Annotated in this window: 11 protein-coding genes and 1 tRNA gene; 6 read left to right on the forward strand and 6 right to left on the reverse strand. The window is 69.4% G+C overall.

What is annotated here, in order from left to right; all coding sequences use genetic code 11:
* Window positions 1-118: 118 nt before the first annotated feature.
* Window positions 119-1,123, reverse strand: coding sequence for an acrylyl-CoA reductase (NADPH) (gene acuI / locus IGS68_RS25645; protein WP_201075447.1), 1,005 nt, complete (start codon window positions 1,121-1,123; stop codon window positions 119-121).
* 173 nt (window positions 1,124-1,296) lie between these two features.
* Between acuI and IGS68_RS25650 the strand changes: the two genes are divergently transcribed.
* Complete coding sequence (locus IGS68_RS25650; RefSeq protein WP_201075448.1) at window positions 1,297-2,547, forward strand: MFS transporter; 1,251 nt, start codon at window positions 1,297-1,299, stop codon at window positions 2,545-2,547.
* A gap of 164 nt (window positions 2,548-2,711) precedes the next feature.
* Complete coding sequence (locus tag IGS68_RS25655; RefSeq protein ID WP_201075450.1) at window positions 2,712-3,557, forward strand: calcium-binding protein; 846 nt, start codon at window positions 2,712-2,714, stop codon at window positions 3,555-3,557.
* Between the two features lie 45 nt (window positions 3,558-3,602).
* Here IGS68_RS25655 and IGS68_RS25660 read toward each other — a convergent pair whose 3' ends face one another.
* The 4 genes from IGS68_RS25660 to IGS68_RS25675 are packed head-to-tail and all read right to left on the reverse strand — an operon-like array spanning window position 3,603 to window position 8,546.
* Window positions 3,603-3,965: a c-type cytochrome gene (locus IGS68_RS25660; protein ID WP_201075452.1), complete on the reverse strand. Its 363-nt coding sequence runs from the start codon at window positions 3,963-3,965 to the stop codon at window positions 3,603-3,605.
* A 4-nt stretch (window positions 3,966-3,969) separates the two neighbouring features.
* A complete protein-coding gene (locus IGS68_RS25665; protein ID WP_201075453.1) occupies window positions 3,970-5,739 on the reverse strand; it encodes a GMC family oxidoreductase in 1,770 nt (589 codons plus the stop codon).
* Between the two features lie 45 nt (window positions 5,740-5,784).
* Complete coding sequence (locus IGS68_RS25670; RefSeq protein ID WP_201075455.1) at window positions 5,785-6,534, reverse strand: gluconate 2-dehydrogenase subunit 3 family protein; 750 nt, start codon at window positions 6,532-6,534, stop codon at window positions 5,785-5,787.
* A gap of 47 nt (window positions 6,535-6,581) precedes the next feature.
* The gene (locus IGS68_RS25675) at window positions 6,582-8,546 is read right to left on the reverse strand and encodes a methyl-accepting chemotaxis protein (protein WP_201075457.1); all 1,965 of its coding nucleotides are present in this window, start codon (window positions 8,544-8,546) and stop codon (window positions 6,582-6,584) included.
* Between the two features lie 509 nt (window positions 8,547-9,055).
* Here IGS68_RS25675 and IGS68_RS25680 point away from each other — a divergent pair.
* The 3 genes from IGS68_RS25680 to IGS68_RS25690 all read left to right on the forward strand — a co-directional run bounded on the left by IGS68_RS25680 (window position 9,056) and on the right by IGS68_RS25690 (window position 16,907).
* On the forward strand, window positions 9,056-10,591 hold the full coding sequence (locus tag IGS68_RS25680; RefSeq protein ID WP_201075459.1) for a toll/interleukin-1 receptor domain-containing protein: 1,536 nt from the start codon (window positions 9,056-9,058) through the stop codon (window positions 10,589-10,591).
* Window positions 10,588-15,441 (forward strand): nSTAND1 domain-containing NTPase, encoded by a 4,854-nt coding sequence (locus IGS68_RS25685; protein ID WP_201075460.1) that lies wholly within the window; start codon window positions 10,588-10,590, stop codon window positions 15,439-15,441. The genes IGS68_RS25680 and IGS68_RS25685 overlap by 4 nt, the downstream gene beginning before the upstream one ends.
* 386 nt (window positions 15,442-15,827) lie before the next feature.
* Window positions 15,828-16,907, forward strand: coding sequence for a right-handed parallel beta-helix repeat-containing protein (locus tag IGS68_RS25690; protein ID WP_201075463.1), 1,080 nt, complete (start codon window positions 15,828-15,830; stop codon window positions 16,905-16,907).
* A 424-nt stretch (window positions 16,908-17,331) separates the two neighbouring features.
* Here the strand turns inward: IGS68_RS25690 and IGS68_RS25695 are convergent.
* A tRNA-Thr gene (locus tag IGS68_RS25695) sits at window positions 17,332-17,406 on the reverse strand.
* A 294-nt stretch (window positions 17,407-17,700) separates the two neighbouring features.
* Here IGS68_RS25695 and kdpF point away from each other — a divergent pair.
* Complete coding sequence (gene kdpF / locus IGS68_RS25700) at window positions 17,701-17,790, forward strand: K(+)-transporting ATPase subunit F (protein ID WP_158048343.1); 90 nt, start codon at window positions 17,701-17,703, stop codon at window positions 17,788-17,790.
* Window position 17,791: the final 1 nt, after the last annotated feature.

The raw sequence follows: 17,791 nt of genomic DNA on the forward strand, positions 1-17,791 counted from the left end.
GGGTATCCCGTGGGATTGAACAGACCCTCTCTGCATGCGCCCGCAACCTTGCGCAAGCGGGCGACGCGGCCCGCGACCCTATGACCTATCCCCATCAGCGACTCCTAGCCGCCGATCCTCACTCGCCGATCCTCACCACGGTGCGGCCGCGGACCTGACCCTTGAGGATCTCCTCGGCCAGCCGGGGCAGGTCCTCCAGCGCGACCTCGGTGGTGACCGCGTCCAGCGTCTCCGGCGGCAGCTCGCGGGCGATGCGGGTCCAGGCTTCCTGGCGCCGCGGCTTCGGGCAATTGACCGAATCGATGCCGAGCAGCGACACGCCGCGCAGGATGAAGGGCATCACGGTGGTCGGCAAATCGGCGCCCCCGGCAAGGCCGCAGGCGGCGACGGCACCGCCGTAGGCGACTCCCGCCAGGACGCTGGCGAGCGTGGTTCCGCCGACCGTATCGACGGCGCCGCCCCAGCGTTCGGAGGTCAGCGGCTTGGACGGTTGCGCCAGCTCGTTGCGGTCGACGATCACCGACGCGCCGAGGGACTTCAGGTAATCGGCCTGCTCCGGCCGGCCGGTCGAGGCCGCCACCGTGTAGCCAAGCCCGGCGAGCAGCCGCACCGCGACGCTGCCGACGCCGCCCGCCGCCCCCGTCACCAGGATCTCGCGGGTCCTGTCCAGGCCGTGCCGCTCCAGCGCCATCACCGCCAGCATCGCGGTGAACCCGGCCGTGCCGACCGCCATGGCGTGGCGGGCGGTCATGCCTTCCGGAAGGGGGACCAGCCATTCCGACTTGACCCGCGCCCGTTCGGCGAAGCCGCCGGACCAGGATTCGCCGACGCCCCAGCCGGTCAGGACCACCGCGTCGCCGGGCTTGAAGTCGGGCGAGTCGGACCGGATCACCGTGCCGGCGAAATCGATGCCGGGCACCATGGGAAACCTGCGCAGGATGCGTCCCTTGCCGGTCAGCGCCAGCCCGTCCTTGTAGTTGAAGCTGGACCAGGCGACGGCGACGGTGACGTCGGCCTCCGGCAGGTCGGCGTCCGTCCAGCGCGTCAGGCCGACCTGCGCCTTGCCGTCGGCCTGGTCGGCGACCAGGGCCTTGAAGGAGGCTTGGGAGGCGTTCTCGGTCATGGGCGGTTTCTCCCCTTGGTTGGTTATCGGGACGGGTGTCTCGGCCGGCGCCCCGCCGCAACGCTCGTGTCAGGCATCCGGGACGGGATCGAACGCCGCCCGCTTATTTGTTTGACAAATATTCGGGTGTCAACCGAGCCTGAAGACGACCAACGGCAGCAGACAGAACCGGCATGACCGACCCCGGCGCCCGAGTCACAAGAAAAAGCATCGCCGTCCGTCCCGCGGGGCGGACCCTCTCCCTCGCCCTGCTGCTGGTCGCGGAGGTGGCCGCCATGTCGGTCTGGTTCGCCACGACGGCCTCGCTCGCCGGCATCAAGGCGGAATGGGACCTGGGGCCTTTCCGCGAGGCCCTGCTGACCAGCAGCGTCCAGGCGGGGTTCGTCGCCGGCACGCTCGGCAGCGCGCTGTTCAGCCTGGCGGACCGGATGGACCTGCGGCGCCTGTTCCGCGCGTCGGCGCTGGTCGCCGCGGCCGCCAACGCCGCGATCCTCGCCCTCGACCCGACCGACGCGCTTCTGCCGGTGCTGCGGTTCGTGACCGGCATGTGCATGGCCGGCGTCTATCCCGTCGGGATGAAGATCGCCACCACCTGGGCGAAACGGGACCTGGGGCTGCTGATCGGCCTGCTGATCGCGGCGCTCACCCTGGGATCGGCCTCGCCCCACCTGCTGGCGGCGTTCGGCGGGGTGGACTGGCGGGTGCCCTACGTCGCCGCCTCCGCCGCGGCCCTGCTGGCGGCGGTCCTGATCACGTTCGTCCAGGTCGGGCCGAACCTCGCCAAGGCGCCGCCGCTGCGGCTCGGCAACGCGCTGGAGGCGTGGCGCAACCGGCCGCTGCGGCTGGCCAACCTGGGCTATCTGGGCCATATGTGGGAACTCTACGCCATGTGGGCCTGGTTCGGCGCTTTCGTCCATGCCAGCTTCGCGCTGACGCCGGGCGGGGACTCCTCGACCGCGGCCAAGCTGGCGACCTTCGCGGTCGTCGGCGCCGGCGCGGCGGGAGCGCTGGCCGGCGGCTGGCTGGCCGACCGCTGGGGACGCACCCTGGTCACCTCGGTCTCCATGGCGGTCAGCGGAACCTGCGCGCTGACCATCGGCCTGCTGTTCGGCGGCCCGCCGGTCCTGCTGCTGGCCGTCGGCATCGTCTGGGGCATCAGCATCATCGCCGACAGCGGACAGTTCTCGGCGACCGTGGCCGAACTGTGCGACCGCTCGCTGGTCGGCACCATGCTGACGATCCAGACCTGCACCGGGTTCCTGCTGACGCTCGTCAGCATCCATCTGATGCCGTTCGCGGTGGACGCGGTCGGCTGGACCTATGCCTTCGCCGTGCTCGCCGTCGGCCCGTTCCTCGGGATCCTGGCGATGCTGCGGCTGCGGGCCGATCCCGCCGCCCGGGCGATCGCGGGCGGAAGGCGCTGATCGGTTGCGGGAAACATCGATTTGGACCGAATATCAAAGTATTATCCGGCATTTTGTGACAAATCGGGCACGAACCGGCCGTTCGCTTGATAAAACGATATGGGTAATACAAATTCGCGGCCAAGAAGATCCATGGCAACGGCGAACTTGGCGCGAGGCTATTCATGGCGACACTTCCAGGCGGGTCCTACGACACTCAATACGGCACCAGCGATTCGGATTTCCTGATGGGCGGCAGCCGTCACGATCTCCTGATCGGCGGCGGCGGTGACGACATGCTGTTCGGCAACTGGGGCGAGGACGTGCTCGACGGCGGGGCCGGCGACGATTACTTGAACGGCGGCGCGCGGTCCGACCTGCTGCTGGGCGGCAGCGGCAACGACACGCTGCTGGGCGGCACCTCCGACGATACCCTCATCGGCGGCTCGGGCGACGACCTGCTGAGGGGCGAGCACGGGCACGACCGGCTCGACGGCGGCAGCGGCAACGACATCCTGGACGGCGGCAGCGGCAGGGACGTGCTGAACGGCGGGTCCGGCGACGACACGCTGCTGGGCGGCGGCCACGACGACATCCTGAACGGCGGCTCCGGCAACGACTATCTCAGGGGCGACAACGGCAACGACATCCTGTACGGCGGCTCCGGCAACGACGTGCTGGCCGGCGGCAACGGCGACGACATCCTGTTCGGCGGCAGCGGCGACGACGTGCTGCGCGGCGGCTTCGGCAACGACATCCTGACCGGCGGGGCCGGCGCCGACACCTTCGCCTTCCGCGGCGGCGGCGGCCAGGACGTGGTGATGGACTTCCAGCAGGGCGTGGACATCCTGCTGGTCTCGCGCAACATCAACGGCCTCACGGTGTCGAGCGCCGGGGACTTGGCGGCCCGCGTGACCGACGTCGGCGGCAACGCCGTGGTCGACCTGGGCAACGGCGACACCATCACGCTGATGAACGTGTCGGCCGAGGACGTCCAGCAGAACCCCAACGCCTTCTTCGCCATCGGCTGACGTCGGAAGGGGCGGTGCCCGGCGGGCACCGCCCCTTCCCGCGGTCTACTTCAGTCCCTGGAGATAGGCCACCAGCGCGTCCCGGTCCGCCGCGTCGGCGACGCCGTCGAAGGGCATCCGGTTGCCCTTCACCTTGCCCTGCGGGTCGGCGACGAACTCCTTCAGCGCGGCGGCGTCCCAGGTGAGGCCGCTCCGCTTCATCGCCGGGGAATAGCGGAACCCGTCGGCGGACGCGGCCTTGCGGCCGACGATCCCCACCAGCGCCGGGCCGCCGTCGGTCCCGACGCCCTTGTCGCCGTGGCAGGCGGCGCAGCTCTCGTAGACTTCCGCGCCGCGGGCTTCGTCACCCGCCCGGGCGGCCGGAGCCGCGGCCAGGAGGCCGGCCGCCGCGATCAGAACAGCTCTCATGTCCTCAGGCCTTCATCAGGTGCGTGGGGTTCTTCAGGTACTTGTTGACCACGGCGTCGGCCGCCCAATAGGACAGCGCGCCGACCGCGCCGGTCGGGTTGTAGCCGGCGTTCTGCGGGAACACCGAGGCGCCCAGGACGAACAGGTTGTGGGCGTCCCAGGACTGGAGGTACCGGTTGACCGCGCTGGTCGAGGGATCGGTGCCCATCGGCGTGCCGCCCGTATTGTGGCTGGACTGATAGGGCACCGCGTCGAAATCGCCCTTGCGCGGGTTGGCCGCGATGTGGGTGGCGCCCATCGCCTTGGCGATGCCGGCGCCCTTCTCCGTCAGGAAGGCCGACATCTTCCGGTCGTTGTCGGTCAGGTTGTAGGTCATCCGGATCAGCGGGCGGCCCAGGATGTCCCTGTAGGTCGGGTCCAGGTCCAGGTAGTTGCCCCGGCTGGCATAGTTGGAGCCCTGGCAGTTCATGCTGGCGGCGCGCCGGTACCACTGCGCGGTCGCCTGCTTCCACTCCGATCCCCAGCGCGGCGTGCCCGGCGGCACCGGCCGGTTCAGGATCGGGCGGCCGTTGGTCGAGTTGAGCGCGATGTAGCCGCCGCCCAGGAAGTCCAGGTCCTTGTGGTCGAAATTGTCGCCGTTGAAGTCGTCGATCACCATCCCGAGCGAGCCGGCGCCCATGAAGGGGTTCAGCTCCTTGTCCTGGAAGAAGACGCCGACCGCGGACTGGATCTGGTGGCAGTAGTTGCGCCCCACGACGCCCTTGCCGGTGCGGGGGTCGTAGGGCCGGCCGATGCCGGAATGGAGCATCATGTGGGTGTTGCCGAACACCCAGGCGGACAGCACGACGATGCCGGCCGGCTGCTCGATCTCCTCGCCGGTGCGCAGGTCGACATAGACGACCGCGGTGACCTTCTTGCCCGACTTGTCGTAGACCAGCCGGCTGGCGTAGCAGCGGTCGCGGATCTCGACCTTGGGCTCCTTGGCGAGCACGGGCAGCAGGGTGGTGTTGGGGCTCGACTTGGCGTTGGCCTCGCAGCCGAACCGCTCGCAGTGGCCGCAATACTGGCAGGCGCCGAGCCGGACGCCCTCCGGGTTGACATAGGGCGCGCTCATGTTGCCGGCCGGCGCCGGGAACGGGTGGTAGCCGAGGCCGGACGCGGCCTCGCCGAACATCACGCCGGCCAGCGAGGGCTTGAGCGGCTTGTTCGGATACTCGGCGCTGCGCCAGCCCTCGTAGGGGTTGCCGCCGGGATGGATCTTGCCCCGGATGTTGCCGGCCTTGCCCGACAGGCCGCACAGCTTCTCGAAACGGTCGTAATGGCCTTCCAGTTCGTCGTAGGTGACGCCCCAGTCGGCGATCAGCATGTCGTCGGGAATCTTCTTCCTGCCGTAGCGCTCGGTCAGGTGGCTGCGCAGGGTGTGGTCGCTGGGCAGGAACCGGTAGGTCTGCGCGTTCCAGTGGGTGCCCATGCCGCCGACGCCGTCGCCCGGCAGGAAGGCGCCGAACCGGCGCATCGGCAGCGCCGCCTTGTCCGCGGAGTGGCGGAAGGTGACGGTCTCCTGCGCCGGGTCCTGCATCAGCTCCTGGCGGACCGCGAAGCGCAGCTCGTCGCGGATGTTGGGCAGGGTGAAATCGTCGCCGGGAACGCGGTTGGCGCCGCGTTCCAGCGCCACGACGTTCAGCCCGGCCTTGCTCAGTTCCCGGGCCATGATGCTCCCGGTCCAGCCCATGCCGATCAGGACGGCATCGACTTCCTTCAGTTTCTTGACCATGTCTGCTGTCTCTACCCGTTTATTCCTTGGAATCGCCGGCGTGGCTTACGAGAAGTCCGCGATCGACTGCGGTTCGGCCTCGTAGCGCTTGCCGCGGTACGTCTCGATCTTGTCGGCATAGGTCGCGGGAAGGCCCGGGTAGCCGATCATCCGCCACGACGCCATGCCGCGGTTGCCGCCATACATCGGGTCGGAGAAGAAGCCCTCCATCACCATCTGGAGCAGCGCGTTGAAGAAGGGCTTGGACCCGATCGCGGCGAACTCGGCCTTGCCCTCGTCCATCGCCTTCAGCGCCTCCGCGACCTGGGGACCGTCCAGGCCGTCCAGTTCCTTGCCGTAGGTGGCCTTGACCCAGCTGTTGGCGGCGGCGATGCCGGCCCGGAAGAACTCCAGCGGGGCCAGGGGCGACTGGTTGCCCGTTCCCGGCTGCGGCGTGCTGAACGGGCCGGACCGGTACAGCCGGGCGCCGGCGCCGTAGGCCCCGCCGAGCTGCCGGTCGATATAGGTCACGATGCCGCAGTCCGACCCCGACGGCGACAGGTCGTCGGCCGGGATGATGGCGTCGGCGGCGGCCCCGATGAAGGCCGCTTCCGCGGCGGTCAGGACCTGCATCGGCTCCGGGACGTATTCCGGGGCGGAGGCCGCCGACGCCGCGGCCGGGGCGGGTGCCTGGGGAGCAGCTTCGGGGGCGGCGACGGCGAGGTCGGGGGCCGCGAAGGCCCCCGCGGTGGTCACGGCGGCGGTTCCCGCCGCGGCGCCGATCAGGAACCGGCGGCGGGGTAGTGCTTCGGTCATGTCTCTGCTGGTCCTCGATAGTGTACGCGTGACTGTCCCGGCGGGGCTCACGCGGCCCGGATGGTGGCCAGGAACTGGCGGGCCTCGGCGCTGAGCCGGGCGGACTGGGCGGCAAGCTCGTCGGCCGACGCCACGACGCGGGTAGCGGCGCTGCCGGTCTCGTTGGCGGCCGCGGTGACCGATCCGATGGTGGAGGAGACCTCCTGGGTGCCCTGGGCCGCCTGCTGGACGTTGCGGGCGATCTCCTGGGTGGCGGCGCCCTGCTCCTCGACCGCGCTGGAGACCGAGGCGGTGATGCCGTTCAGCTCCTGGATGCGGGCGGCGATGCCGCGGACCGCGGCGGCGGCCTTCTCGGTCTCGGACTGGATCTCGCCGACCTGGGCCTGGATGTCCTCGGTCGCCTTGGAGGTCTGGGTGGCGAGCTGCTTGACCTCCGACGCCACGACCGCGAAACCCTTGCCGGCCTCTCCCGCCCGGGCCGCCTCGATGGTCGCGTTCAGCGCCAGCAGGTTGGTCTGGGAGGCGATCTGCTGGATCATCTGGACGATCTCGCCGATCCGCTGGGCGGAGCCGGTGAGGCCCGACACGATGGCGTCGGTCACCCGGCCCTCCTCGCTGGCCTTCAGCGCCACCTGGGAGGCGTCGGAGGTCTGCCGGGCGATCTCGCCGATCGAGGAGGACAGCTCCTCGGCCGCGGTGGCGACGGTCTGCACGTTGGTCGAGGTCTGCTCCGACGCGGAGCTGACGGCAAGGGTCTGGCGCTGGGTCTCCTCGGCCGTGGCCGACATGGACTGGGCGGCCGTCCGCATGTCGCCGGCGGCGCTGGAGACGGCGTCGATGACGTGCCGGACGCTTTCCTCGAAGCTGTCGGCGAGGCGGTTCATGGCGCGCCGGCGCTCGGCCTCGGCGGCGGCGCGGTCGGCTTCCTGGCGCCCGCGCAGGGTCTCGGCCTCGGCCATGGATTTCTTGAACACCTCGACCGCCTCGGCCATGGTGCCCAGCTCGTCGCGCCGGTCGCGGCCGGGGATCTCGGCGGCGGTGTCGCCCGCGGACAGGCGGCGCATCGCCTCGCGCAGCCGCTCGATCGGGCGGGTCAGGCCCCGGCCGACCATCAGCGCCATCAGGACGGCGGCGACCAGCACGGCGGCGGTGGCGGTGCCGAGATACCAGCGGGTGCCGGTCTCGACCGCGACGAAGCCGGAGATGTTCTTGACCAGCTCGACGACGGCGACGGGCTCGCCCGCGAAATTCTTCAGCTGGCCGAGATAGAGGGCCACCGGATGGCCGTCCAGCTCGGTCCGGCGCAGCATGTCGGCGCCGCCGAGCGCCGCGGCCAGCTCCTCCGGGGTCGCCAGGGTCTTCCCGGCGAGGCTGCTGCCCAGCGTGGCGAAGGCGTCTCCCTGCAGGCGGTGGACCGCGAAATCGACGCCGAACCGGGACTTGATCCCGTCGACGAAGGCCGGGCCGAAGGTGATGCCGATGTCGATCGCGCCGACGAACCGGCCGTCGCGGGTCACCGGACCGACGCTGTAGACGCCGAGATTGTCGCGGCCGGGCTCGATCCCGGTGACGCCGCGCCCGCTCTGGTTGACCAGCGCCACGGTGCGCCGGCGCTGCGAGACGTCGTCGCCGAAGCTTTTGGGATCATGGACCCGGTAGGTCGTGATCCCCGGCGGCTTGGTGAAGGACCAGGGACCCACGCCGAGGGCCTTGGACGCCTTCTGCGCCTGGGCCAGCGCGGCACCCAGCGCGTCGCGGTCGTCCCGGTCCAGGGCCTCCTGGACATCGGGAAGGTTGCCGACCACGGCGGCGACCGCGGCGGCGGTGCGGCCCTCGTACTCGAAGGCGGCGATCACGCTTTCGTACTGAAGCAGCATCTCGCGTTCCAGGGCGAGGCTGGTGACCTCGGCCTGCTTCATCGTCGCGAAAATGCAAAGGACACCGGAGGCGACGGCCGCGGTCGCCGAAATGGCGACGACCAGCCTCATGGCGATGGAACGGATTTGAAACATGCGCTGTATTTCCTGATCGGGCGCTGGACTGGACGACCAAGAGGAGGAGGCGTCACGGCGAAGCCAGCCGGTCGCCACCCGTTTCGGAGTTCGTCGGGCGGGATCATCAGCAGCAAATCCTTGCCGAATAAATAATAATTCAAGTGATTTGAGAAACAGTCTTTGCTTCCTGTTATTACCTTAGAAGTAATCGCAGTAGTTTTCCCAGTGCGGGATTTTCCCCCGATGTCCATTGATCACCCAATGGGCGTACAAATCTGTGCCGAATGCACAAAAATCATGCTTGAGCCGTCTGTGCTCAGGGCTGCCGGGCAGCACCGCCCTCATCTGAAAGTCAGAGACCGGTCGAATGAATATCATGGTAGGAAAACCGTGCGGGTTTACTTTCCATTTACCTTAATACGGAAAATGAGCCTCAAGTTCAGGATTGACACTTCCCCTCGCCCGCCTCTAATCCATTTGGTGAAAATACAGGGAACTTGTTCGTCAAAAGGGTTTCTTCGTTGGCCATGCCAACCGTCTTCATCAGCTACGCACGGGTCGACGACACCCTCCCTCCGAAGGGAACCGACGACGACGGATGGATCTCCTATTTCCACGAGGCGCTGAGCTACGGCCTCAAGGCTTGGGGCCGCAGCGACCTGAAGATCTGGCGCGACGCCTACGAGATCGACGGGTCCCAGGATTTCAGGAGGCGCATCGAGGAAGGGGTGGACGGCTGCGATATCTTCCTGGCGGTCCATTCCACGGAATATTACGAACGCGACTGGTGCCGGATGGAGCTGGAGCGCTTCCATGCCCGGACCGCCAACCCGCCGCCCGGCCGGGAATGCCTGATCAGGATCGGGATCCACGACGTTCCCCGGGACCGGTGGCCCGCCGAGTTCGACGGGCGGACCGGCTTCGAGTTCTTCAGCGGGAACATGCAATCCGGCGACTACCAGCCCTTCTACTGGTTCGGCACCATTGCCAAGAACCTGTATCTGGAGCGGCTCAGGGAACTGGTCACCGCGATCAACCGGCTGGTGCCCCGGGCGCCCGTCGCCGGCGAAGCGGCCGGCCGGGCACCCGTGGATGCCGCCGCCAAGCCCGGCGGTCCCGTCGTCTTCGTCGCCTGGGCCGCCGCCGACATGGCGGACGCCCGGGCGCGGGTCGTGGCGGAGCTGGCGGCCCGGGGCTTCACGCCCCTGCCGCTGGAACCGCGACCGCTGCCCGACCCCGCGGCGGCGAAGCTGCTGGCGCAGCAGACCATCGACCGCGCCGAGGCGCTGGTCCACCTGATCGGCGAGCAGGAGCATATCGACGGAACCGACGGCACGGTCCACCGGCACCTGGTTCGCCGCCAGCTGGAATGGTCGGGCTCCAGGGTCGACGAGGCGGCTCCGCCTGGAACGCCCTGCCGCATCCTCTGGCTGCCCTCCTTCGCGGGGCTGCGCGACGGCGCCGGCCGGACGGTACACCGCCCGGACGCCATGGCGCTGCTGAACCGGTTCTGCGCGCCGAGGGACAGCGACGTGCCGGAGAACGGCGACCTGCTGACCTTCATCCAGGTCCTGACCGCGCGGCTGCGCCCCGGCGGCGACCCGGAGGCCGGCGGCGCCGGGGAAGAGGGGGACGCGCCCGGGCTGCTCGCCGTGTGGGCCGACCCGATGGACGCGACGGAGGCGGTCGCGGTCGCCCGCAGCCTGAAGGCGGAGGGCCTGAAGCCCAGGATCCCCGATTTCGACGCCGCGGACCCGATGCACGTCCAACTGGCCGAGATCCTGCCGCTGGTATCGTCGGTCGTCATCTGCTGGCGCGACGGTCCCGCGGAGACGGTGCGCGCGCTGCTCAAGACCCTGCGCCGCCCGCGCCCACCGGGAGCGCGGAAGCGCCCCGCCCCCGCGCTGTGGCTGGTGAAGATACCCGGAAGCGCCGACGCCGAGGCGGCCAAGGCCCGGTTCTTCGACGGCGACCTGGAGGAGGCCGAGATCGACGACCCGCGCCGGGCCGCCGAGGCGCTGGGATCCCTGGTGCGGCGGGTCCGGGAAGGAGCGGCACGATGAGCGGCGCCGGCCCCTGGTGCTCGGCGGAGCGCCCGTTCCCCGGCCTGCGGCCGTTCCAGAAGCAGGACTCCGACTGGTTCTTCGGCCGGGATGCCCAGGGCACGGCCTTGTACCGGCTGGTCCGCGAGTCCCGGTTCGTCGCCGTGGTCGGCGCGTCGGGAAGCGGCAAGTCGTCGCTGGTCAAGGCGGGACTGCTGCCGCGGCTGGAGCGCGCGTCGATCCATGGCCCGCCCTGGCACCTGTTCGAGACCCGCCCCGGCAACGCCCCGATCCGCCGGCTGTCGGAGGTCCTGGCCGGCCTCGACCCGGAAGCCCGCGGCACCCCGCCAGGGTCGGCCGGCGAGAGCGACGACCGGCGCATCGCCCGCTTCTCCGACCGGCAGGAGCGGCTGGGCCTGGCGCGCTGGGGAATCGCGCCGCTGCTGAACGGCAGGTCCGACGGCCTGGCCCGGGCGCTGGACCTCGCCCCGGACGCGTCGGCGGCCGGGCGCGTCCTGCTGGTGGTCGACCAGTTCGAAGAGCTGTTCCGGTTCGGCGAGGAGGCCGGGGGGGAGGAGCGCGCCGCCCGGCGGGAGGAGGCCCGCGCCTTCGTCGAGCTCCTGCTGCGCGGGGCGGCCGATCCCGACGGCCGGCTGACCGTGCTGGTCACCATGCGGTCCGACTTCTTCGGCGACTGCGGCCGGTTCCAGGGGCTGGCCGAGGCGGTCAGCGCGTCCCAGTACCTGGTGCCCCAGCTCGACCGCGAGTCGCTGGTCCCGATCATCCGCCGGCCGGTCGAGCGGGCGGGCGCCGGGATCGACCCGCGGCTGGTCCAGACGCTTCTGCTCGACCGGGAGGAGAACGACCGCCTGCCTGTCCTCCAGCACGCCCTGATGCGGCTGTGGTCGATCGCCGGGGAGCGCCCCGGAGTCCGCCACCTCGCCCTGGAGGATTACCGGCGGATCGGCGGGCTGGAGGAGGCGCTGTCGCGCCACGCCGAGGAGGTCCGCGGGGAGATCGAAGGCTGGCCCGGCGGCATTCCCGCCGCGGGACTGGTCGAACGCCTGTTCAAGGAACTGACCGACACCGACCGGCAGAACCGGGCGATCCGGCGGCGGCGCACGGTCGCCGAGCTGGAGGCGGTCGCCGCCGCCGGCCCGGACGGCGGCATCGACCTGGCGCGGGCGGCCGCGCTGCGCCGCGTGATCAACCGGTTCCGCGACCCGGACTGCTCCTTCCTGGTGCCGTCGCCCGTCGAGGTCCCGGAGCTTACCGGCGAGCACCAAATCGACATCGGGCACGAGGCGCTGATCCGCCGCTGGCGGGCGATCGCCGGCGAGGCGCCGAACGCGAACGACGGCGAGGCGGAACAGTGGCGCCGGCTGGGCTGGCTGGAGCAGGAGCGGCGCGACGGCGACAGCTGGCGGCTGCTGCTCTCGGCGGCGCAGGAGTGGGACAGGACCCCGCCGGCGGGCAAGCCGGGCAAGCTGCTTCCCGAGACCGCGGAGAGGAAGCGCTGGCGCGCCCGGGTCAGCGCGACCGCCGCCTGGGCGGACCGCCACGGCGGCGGGCTGGCGCTGGTGGACGCCTTCCTGGCGGCCTGCGAGAAGGCGCGGCTGCGCCGGCGGGCCTGGGCCCGGCTCATGGCCGGCGCGCTGGTCGCGACGGTCTGCGCCATCGTGGCGGCGGGCTTCATGGCCTTCGAAAGGGTGTCGGAGGAGCGCAACCACGCGATGGAACTGGCGCTCCGCTATTCCGACCGGCTGGCCGACGACGCGCTCCGCGAACTGGGCACCGGGGAGATCCGGGCGGCGGCGAACCTGATCGCCGAGGCCTTTCCCGACTGGGTGGACGATCCGCTCCCCTGGCGGGACACCCTGCCCCACCGGGCGCTGGAGCAGATCCTCGCCAGCCGGCCGGCGACACGGGGAGACTGGCTGCTCGAAAAGAACGGCAACGCGGTCTTCGCGCTGTCGCCGGACGGGCGCCATGTCGCGGCCGGTTCGCTGGACAGGCAGTCCGTTTCCCTCTGGGACGCCGCGAGCCGGTCGCTGGTCTGGGAGACCCCGGAACCTCCGGAGGAGACGTTCCGGTTCCACGCCTTTCCCTCGCTCGCGTTCAGCCCGGACGGCAGTCGGCTGGCCACGCCTTGGGCCGAGGGAAAGGTCAGGGTCTTCGAGACCGCGACCGGCGAGGTGGTCGCGGAGTTCGACGGGCATGGCGGGGACGTCAACGCGGTAGCGACGAGCCCGGCGGGAGACCGCGTCGCCAGCGCGGGGGACGACCGCACCCTCCGGCTCTGGCGGATCGGCGCCGCGGACGCCGAGGCGGTGGTCCGGCACAACGCCGGGGTGACGGCCGTCGCATGGTCGCCCGACGGACGCCGGCTCGCGACCGCGACCGAATTCGGCCTCGTCACCGTCCTCGACGTGGCCGGCCCGGAGCCGCGGATTCTGGGGAAGACCGCGCCCCGCTCGGCTTTCATCACCGCCCTGCGATTCTCGCCCGACGGCGGAACGCTCGCGGTCGGCGACGCCCGCGGCCAGGTCTTCCTCGGCCCCGTCCGGCCGGACGACCTGATGGCGGAACCCTTGGTCATCGAGGCGCATACGAGCGCGATACAGGACCTCCTGTTCACCGACGGCGGCAAGCTGCTGCTGACCGGCGGATGGACCGACGGCGCCGCCGCCTGGAACGCCGCGACCGGACAGGCGCTGGGTGTCTTCGAAGACTTCCACGGCGTCGACGTGATGGCCCAGCCGGCGGGAACCGACGATCTCGTCCTGGTCATGCATCACGGTGTCGTGGCTGTAAGGAAGCTGGACGCCCCGACTCCTCCGAAGAGCCGCCTTCGGATACCCGAGTCGAGGGCGTCGGTGATCGCCGCGGGAAAGTCGGGACCCGTCTCGATCCGGTGGGACAGCAGATCGGGCCTGGAGTACCGGGCCGGTTCCGCAGCAGGGACCACGCAGGCGATACTGCCGAGCGGCGGTCGCAATCCGGCCCGGATGGCGCTGAGCGCCTCCGGCGGCTTCACGGCGCTTCAGTTCGCGGAGACCGTCGAGATCGCGCCTCCCGGAGGGGAGCCCTGGGTCATCGACGCGGCCGACTGGGCGCCCGACGGAACTCTCGTCAGCGACGACGGTCGGCGCGTCGTCGGATGGAATGCGGACCGGATCCGCGTCTGGGACGCCGGGTCGGACAAGCCATCCGACGTCGCCCTTCCCGAGGCCGGGATCTCGGCGATCGCCATGGATGCTTCGGGGAAGACCCTGGCTTTCGGCACGGAAAGCGGGCGGGCGGGTCTGGTCGATCTCGACGAGAGGCGGGAACTCTGGTCCTTCCGTGTCTTCGAAGCCAGGATCGCGGCCATCGCCCTCTCCCCTGAAGACGGTATCGTCGCCGTGAGCGCGTTCGGAGAGACGCCGGAGCGGAACGCGACGGCGATCCTCGACCCGCGCCCCGGACGGCCGGCCGTCACGACGGTCGGCAGGTTCGGCGGCATGACCACGCTGGCCTTCTTGGACGGCGGCGAGACGCTGGTCGGATCGGACGGAAACACTGTCATGGCCGCGCGGACATGGGACGGCGCCCACATCGCCAGCGGCGGCGGCTATGACGTCCCGGATATCAGGATGCTCGTGAACGCAGGCGGAGAGGGTCCGATCCCGGCGCTGGGCAGCAACGGGGAGATCCTGAGCCTGGACCGGAAGACGCTCGGCATATCGGTATCGGTCGCGGCGGAGGAGTCGGACATACGGGATGCCTGGATCACCGGCGCCGGCGGAACGGCCAGCGCGATCACGCTCGAAGGCCGCGCGCATCACTGGAAGGGCGGCTCTCCCTGGCCGGCGGTTTCCCGGACCTTCGAGCCGGGATCGACCCTGATCCCGCTGCCCTCCGGATCGCTCCTGGTCGGCGTCGCCCAGGGCGTCGGGATCTGGGACCCCGACCGCGACTCCGTCGAGCCGGTGCCGCGGACCGGGCCGGCGATGCCGCGCGCCGTGGCCCTGGCCCCGGATGCCGGGAGCATCGTCGTTGTCCGGAGCGACGGGGCGGTGGACCATCTCTCGCTCCCCGACGGCCGCCTGCTGAGATCCCTGGGCCACGCCGACGAGGAACCAGCGATGGTGCTGACCGACGGTACGACTGCGGTCCTCCACCAGTCCGACAGGATGCGGGGATGGCGTCTCTCGGACGGCACCGAGATCGCCTTCGTCAGGCCGGAGCAGGGTCTCGCCCGGATGGGCTTTTCAGCGGGCTTCTGGAGGCCGCGTCCCGTCATGGGGGGTTCCGGGAACGGCCGCGTCCTCGTCGCGAACCGGACCGGAGCCCTGGAGGTCTGGGTGCCCGGACCGGACGCCGGATGGCGGTCGGAATGGTGGCGGGCCGCCCGGGCGGAGAACGTCGTGCCGCTGCAATCCGGAGGTGCTCCCGACACCGTCGTGAGTTCGAGCGCGACGCGGATCAGAAGCCGCTTCGGCGGAAGCACGGACGACAACTCCGTCAATCTGCTCCGCCTCTGGTCGCCGGGCCTGGACCGGGTGCTGGCCCATGCCGCGGTCCTGGGCCGGCCGATCTCCCTGCGGATCAAGGACGGCCGGTGGCATGTCCTGGTCCAGCGCGCCGGCGCCCTCCATGTGAAGACGGTGACGCCCCGCAATTCGGACCTCGCGGCGCTCCTGGGCGAGTTGCGCGCCCTGCGGGCCGAAGGGCTCGCGGAGTTCACGCCGGAAGAGCGGGCGCGGTACCGGGTCGATCCGCTGACCTCGCATGCACAGCCGGACCGGCAGGATCAGTCCACCCTTCCCCGGTCGGCGAACCGGGGCGCTTCCCTGCCGGGCCGCGACGGCACCCCGATCGATCGGTGAAACAACTCCGAGCCGTGCCCCGGAATTTCAGCCTCCATATCCGGACATGGAAACCCGTTCGATAGGTGATTACTCAACTATCGAACGGCTGAGGCAAATCCACAGTCCAATAAATTCCAGATAATACATATTTTCGAGACTTCCCCATACATTTGCATACATTGAGGGTAAAAATTTCCTTTCCGGCTTGACACCCGATAAAGAAGTCTGTGAATTCGGCAAATGAAACGCATAACAGCGCAAGTACCCACTCCCTAGTCTGTCATTTATTCATCCTCTTTTTGGTCACACTTGGTCACAGCCTGATCACAACTGTACCTGGAGCGAAGTAATTCTTCGCGCCGGCCAGCATGCCCGGATTTCCATCCGAGGCTAAGGAGACTTACATGGCATATTCTCCCCTGACGCTCAGCTCCCTGGCCAAGTCGGCCGTTCCCGGCGTCGGCAGCGCCAAGCCCACCAACCTGCTGTGGGTCGATGACAATGCCTCGGGCGGCGGCGACGGCTCCTCGGCATCGCCGTTCAAGACCATCCAGGCGGCGATCGACAAGGCGACGCCCGGCACCGCGGTCATGGTCAAGTCCGGCACCTACAACGGAAGCGTCTCGCTGGACGACGCGAGCGGTACCAATGGCAAGCCGGTCTGGCTGGTTTCGGCCGACGGCCAAGGCGCGGCGAAGATCATCGCGTCCTCCGGCAAGCCCGGCATCTCCGCCTACGGCGAGGACTATCTCGTCATCAAGGGCTTCACGATCCAGGGCGGGACCGAGGGCATCAAGCTGACCCAGAGCGGCAGCCACCTGAAGAACTTGACGACCAACATCGTCATCGAGGACAACCATATCAGCGGTTCCAGCATCGACGGCATCAAGCTGGCCCAGGCCCGGTATGTCGCGGTGACCGGCAACACCGTCGAGGATTTCGGCCGGGAGGAGGGCATCGACAACGTCTATGTCCGGGACGCCGTGATCGCCTACAACGACATCAGCGACGCCACCAAGTCCGGCAACCGGTCGGGCATCACCGTCAAGGCCGGTTCGGAAGACATCAAGATCCTCTACAACGACATCAGCGATGTGCTCGACGGCATCATCGTCGGCGGCTACAGTTCGCAGCCCGGCAAGGTCTATCCCGGCGGCATCGACTACCAGGCCAAGGACATCACGGTGTCCGGCAACCATGTCTACGACCTCGCCAAGCGCGCGGTCAACGTCCTGGGCGGCAGCGACAGCGTCATCTCCGACAACAAGTTCGACCCGAACAACAGCTATCCCACGGTGGTGAACGTCGCCTCCGACAATCACGGCAACCGGTCGGAGGATATCCGCATCCTCGACAACATCGTGGAAGCCTCGAAGTGGCTGACGGTCCAGTCCGGCAACGCGTCCGGCCTCGTCACCAGCGGGAACACCCAGGACGGCGGGCTGACGCTGCTCGGCATCGGGGCGGACGCGCTGAGCTACTGAAGAAGATCCGGGAGGATCGGGCCGGGGAATAATGCCGGCCGTCGGCGTCCAGATCGGAGTCTCCCCTGGCCAGCGGAAAGCGGCTGGATGCCGCTTCCACGGTCGCTTGTGCTTGGCTGGGAAACCATGGCGCCGGAGGCCGGCTCGCGAGACGGGAGCAGGCCGCGCTTTCAATCGGCCGCCTTCCGACTTTCAATTGGTCGGGGTCGTACTTTCAATCGGTCGGAACTTTTCGGTGGCACGGACAGTCATCGGAGGCCCCGGCGGCTGGCCGGGGCGTGCGGCGATCGCTTCGCCCTCGGTCTCGTCCTGTATGACCACGACAAGGTCGTGCCCTTCGGCGAACGCCTGTTCGCCGTGCCGATCTCAACGCTCTGGCGGTGAGGTGCCGGGTGCCCGTTTCGGTCGCTTGGGAGGGGAAGGATGGTGCCGGTTGTCAGATTTGAACTGACGACCTACCGCTTACGAAGCGGGTGCTCTACCACTGAGCTAAACCGGCGTCCGTGCCTTGAGCCCCGGTTCCTACCCGGTTCCGCCGCGGGGATCAAGCGTTTTTCGGCAAGAAGCGCATTCCGGGCGGCCTTAACATCTTCCTTACATCCCTTGATCTTGCGCTTACCACCGGCCCGGAAAACCGCATGGAGAATTAACGCGAGTCCCCGCTAGCCTGGTCTCCTGTTTATTCAGGGAGACTTACAGACATGCTCGACCTCGTGTTCCTGGCCGTGGCGCTGGCGTTCTTCGCGGCGTCGGACCGGCTGGCCGGCGCGCTGGAACGGTTGTGAGCGCCGCCGTGTCGATCGACCTCATCCTCGGCGGCATCGTCGCGGCCGGGCTGCTGGCGTATCTGGGCTATGCCCTGCTGCGCCCGGAACGGTTCTGAG

This window comes from Skermanella sp. TT6, assembly GCF_016653635.2.
GTDB lineage: Bacteria > Pseudomonadota > Alphaproteobacteria > Azospirillales > Azospirillaceae > Skermanella > Skermanella cutis.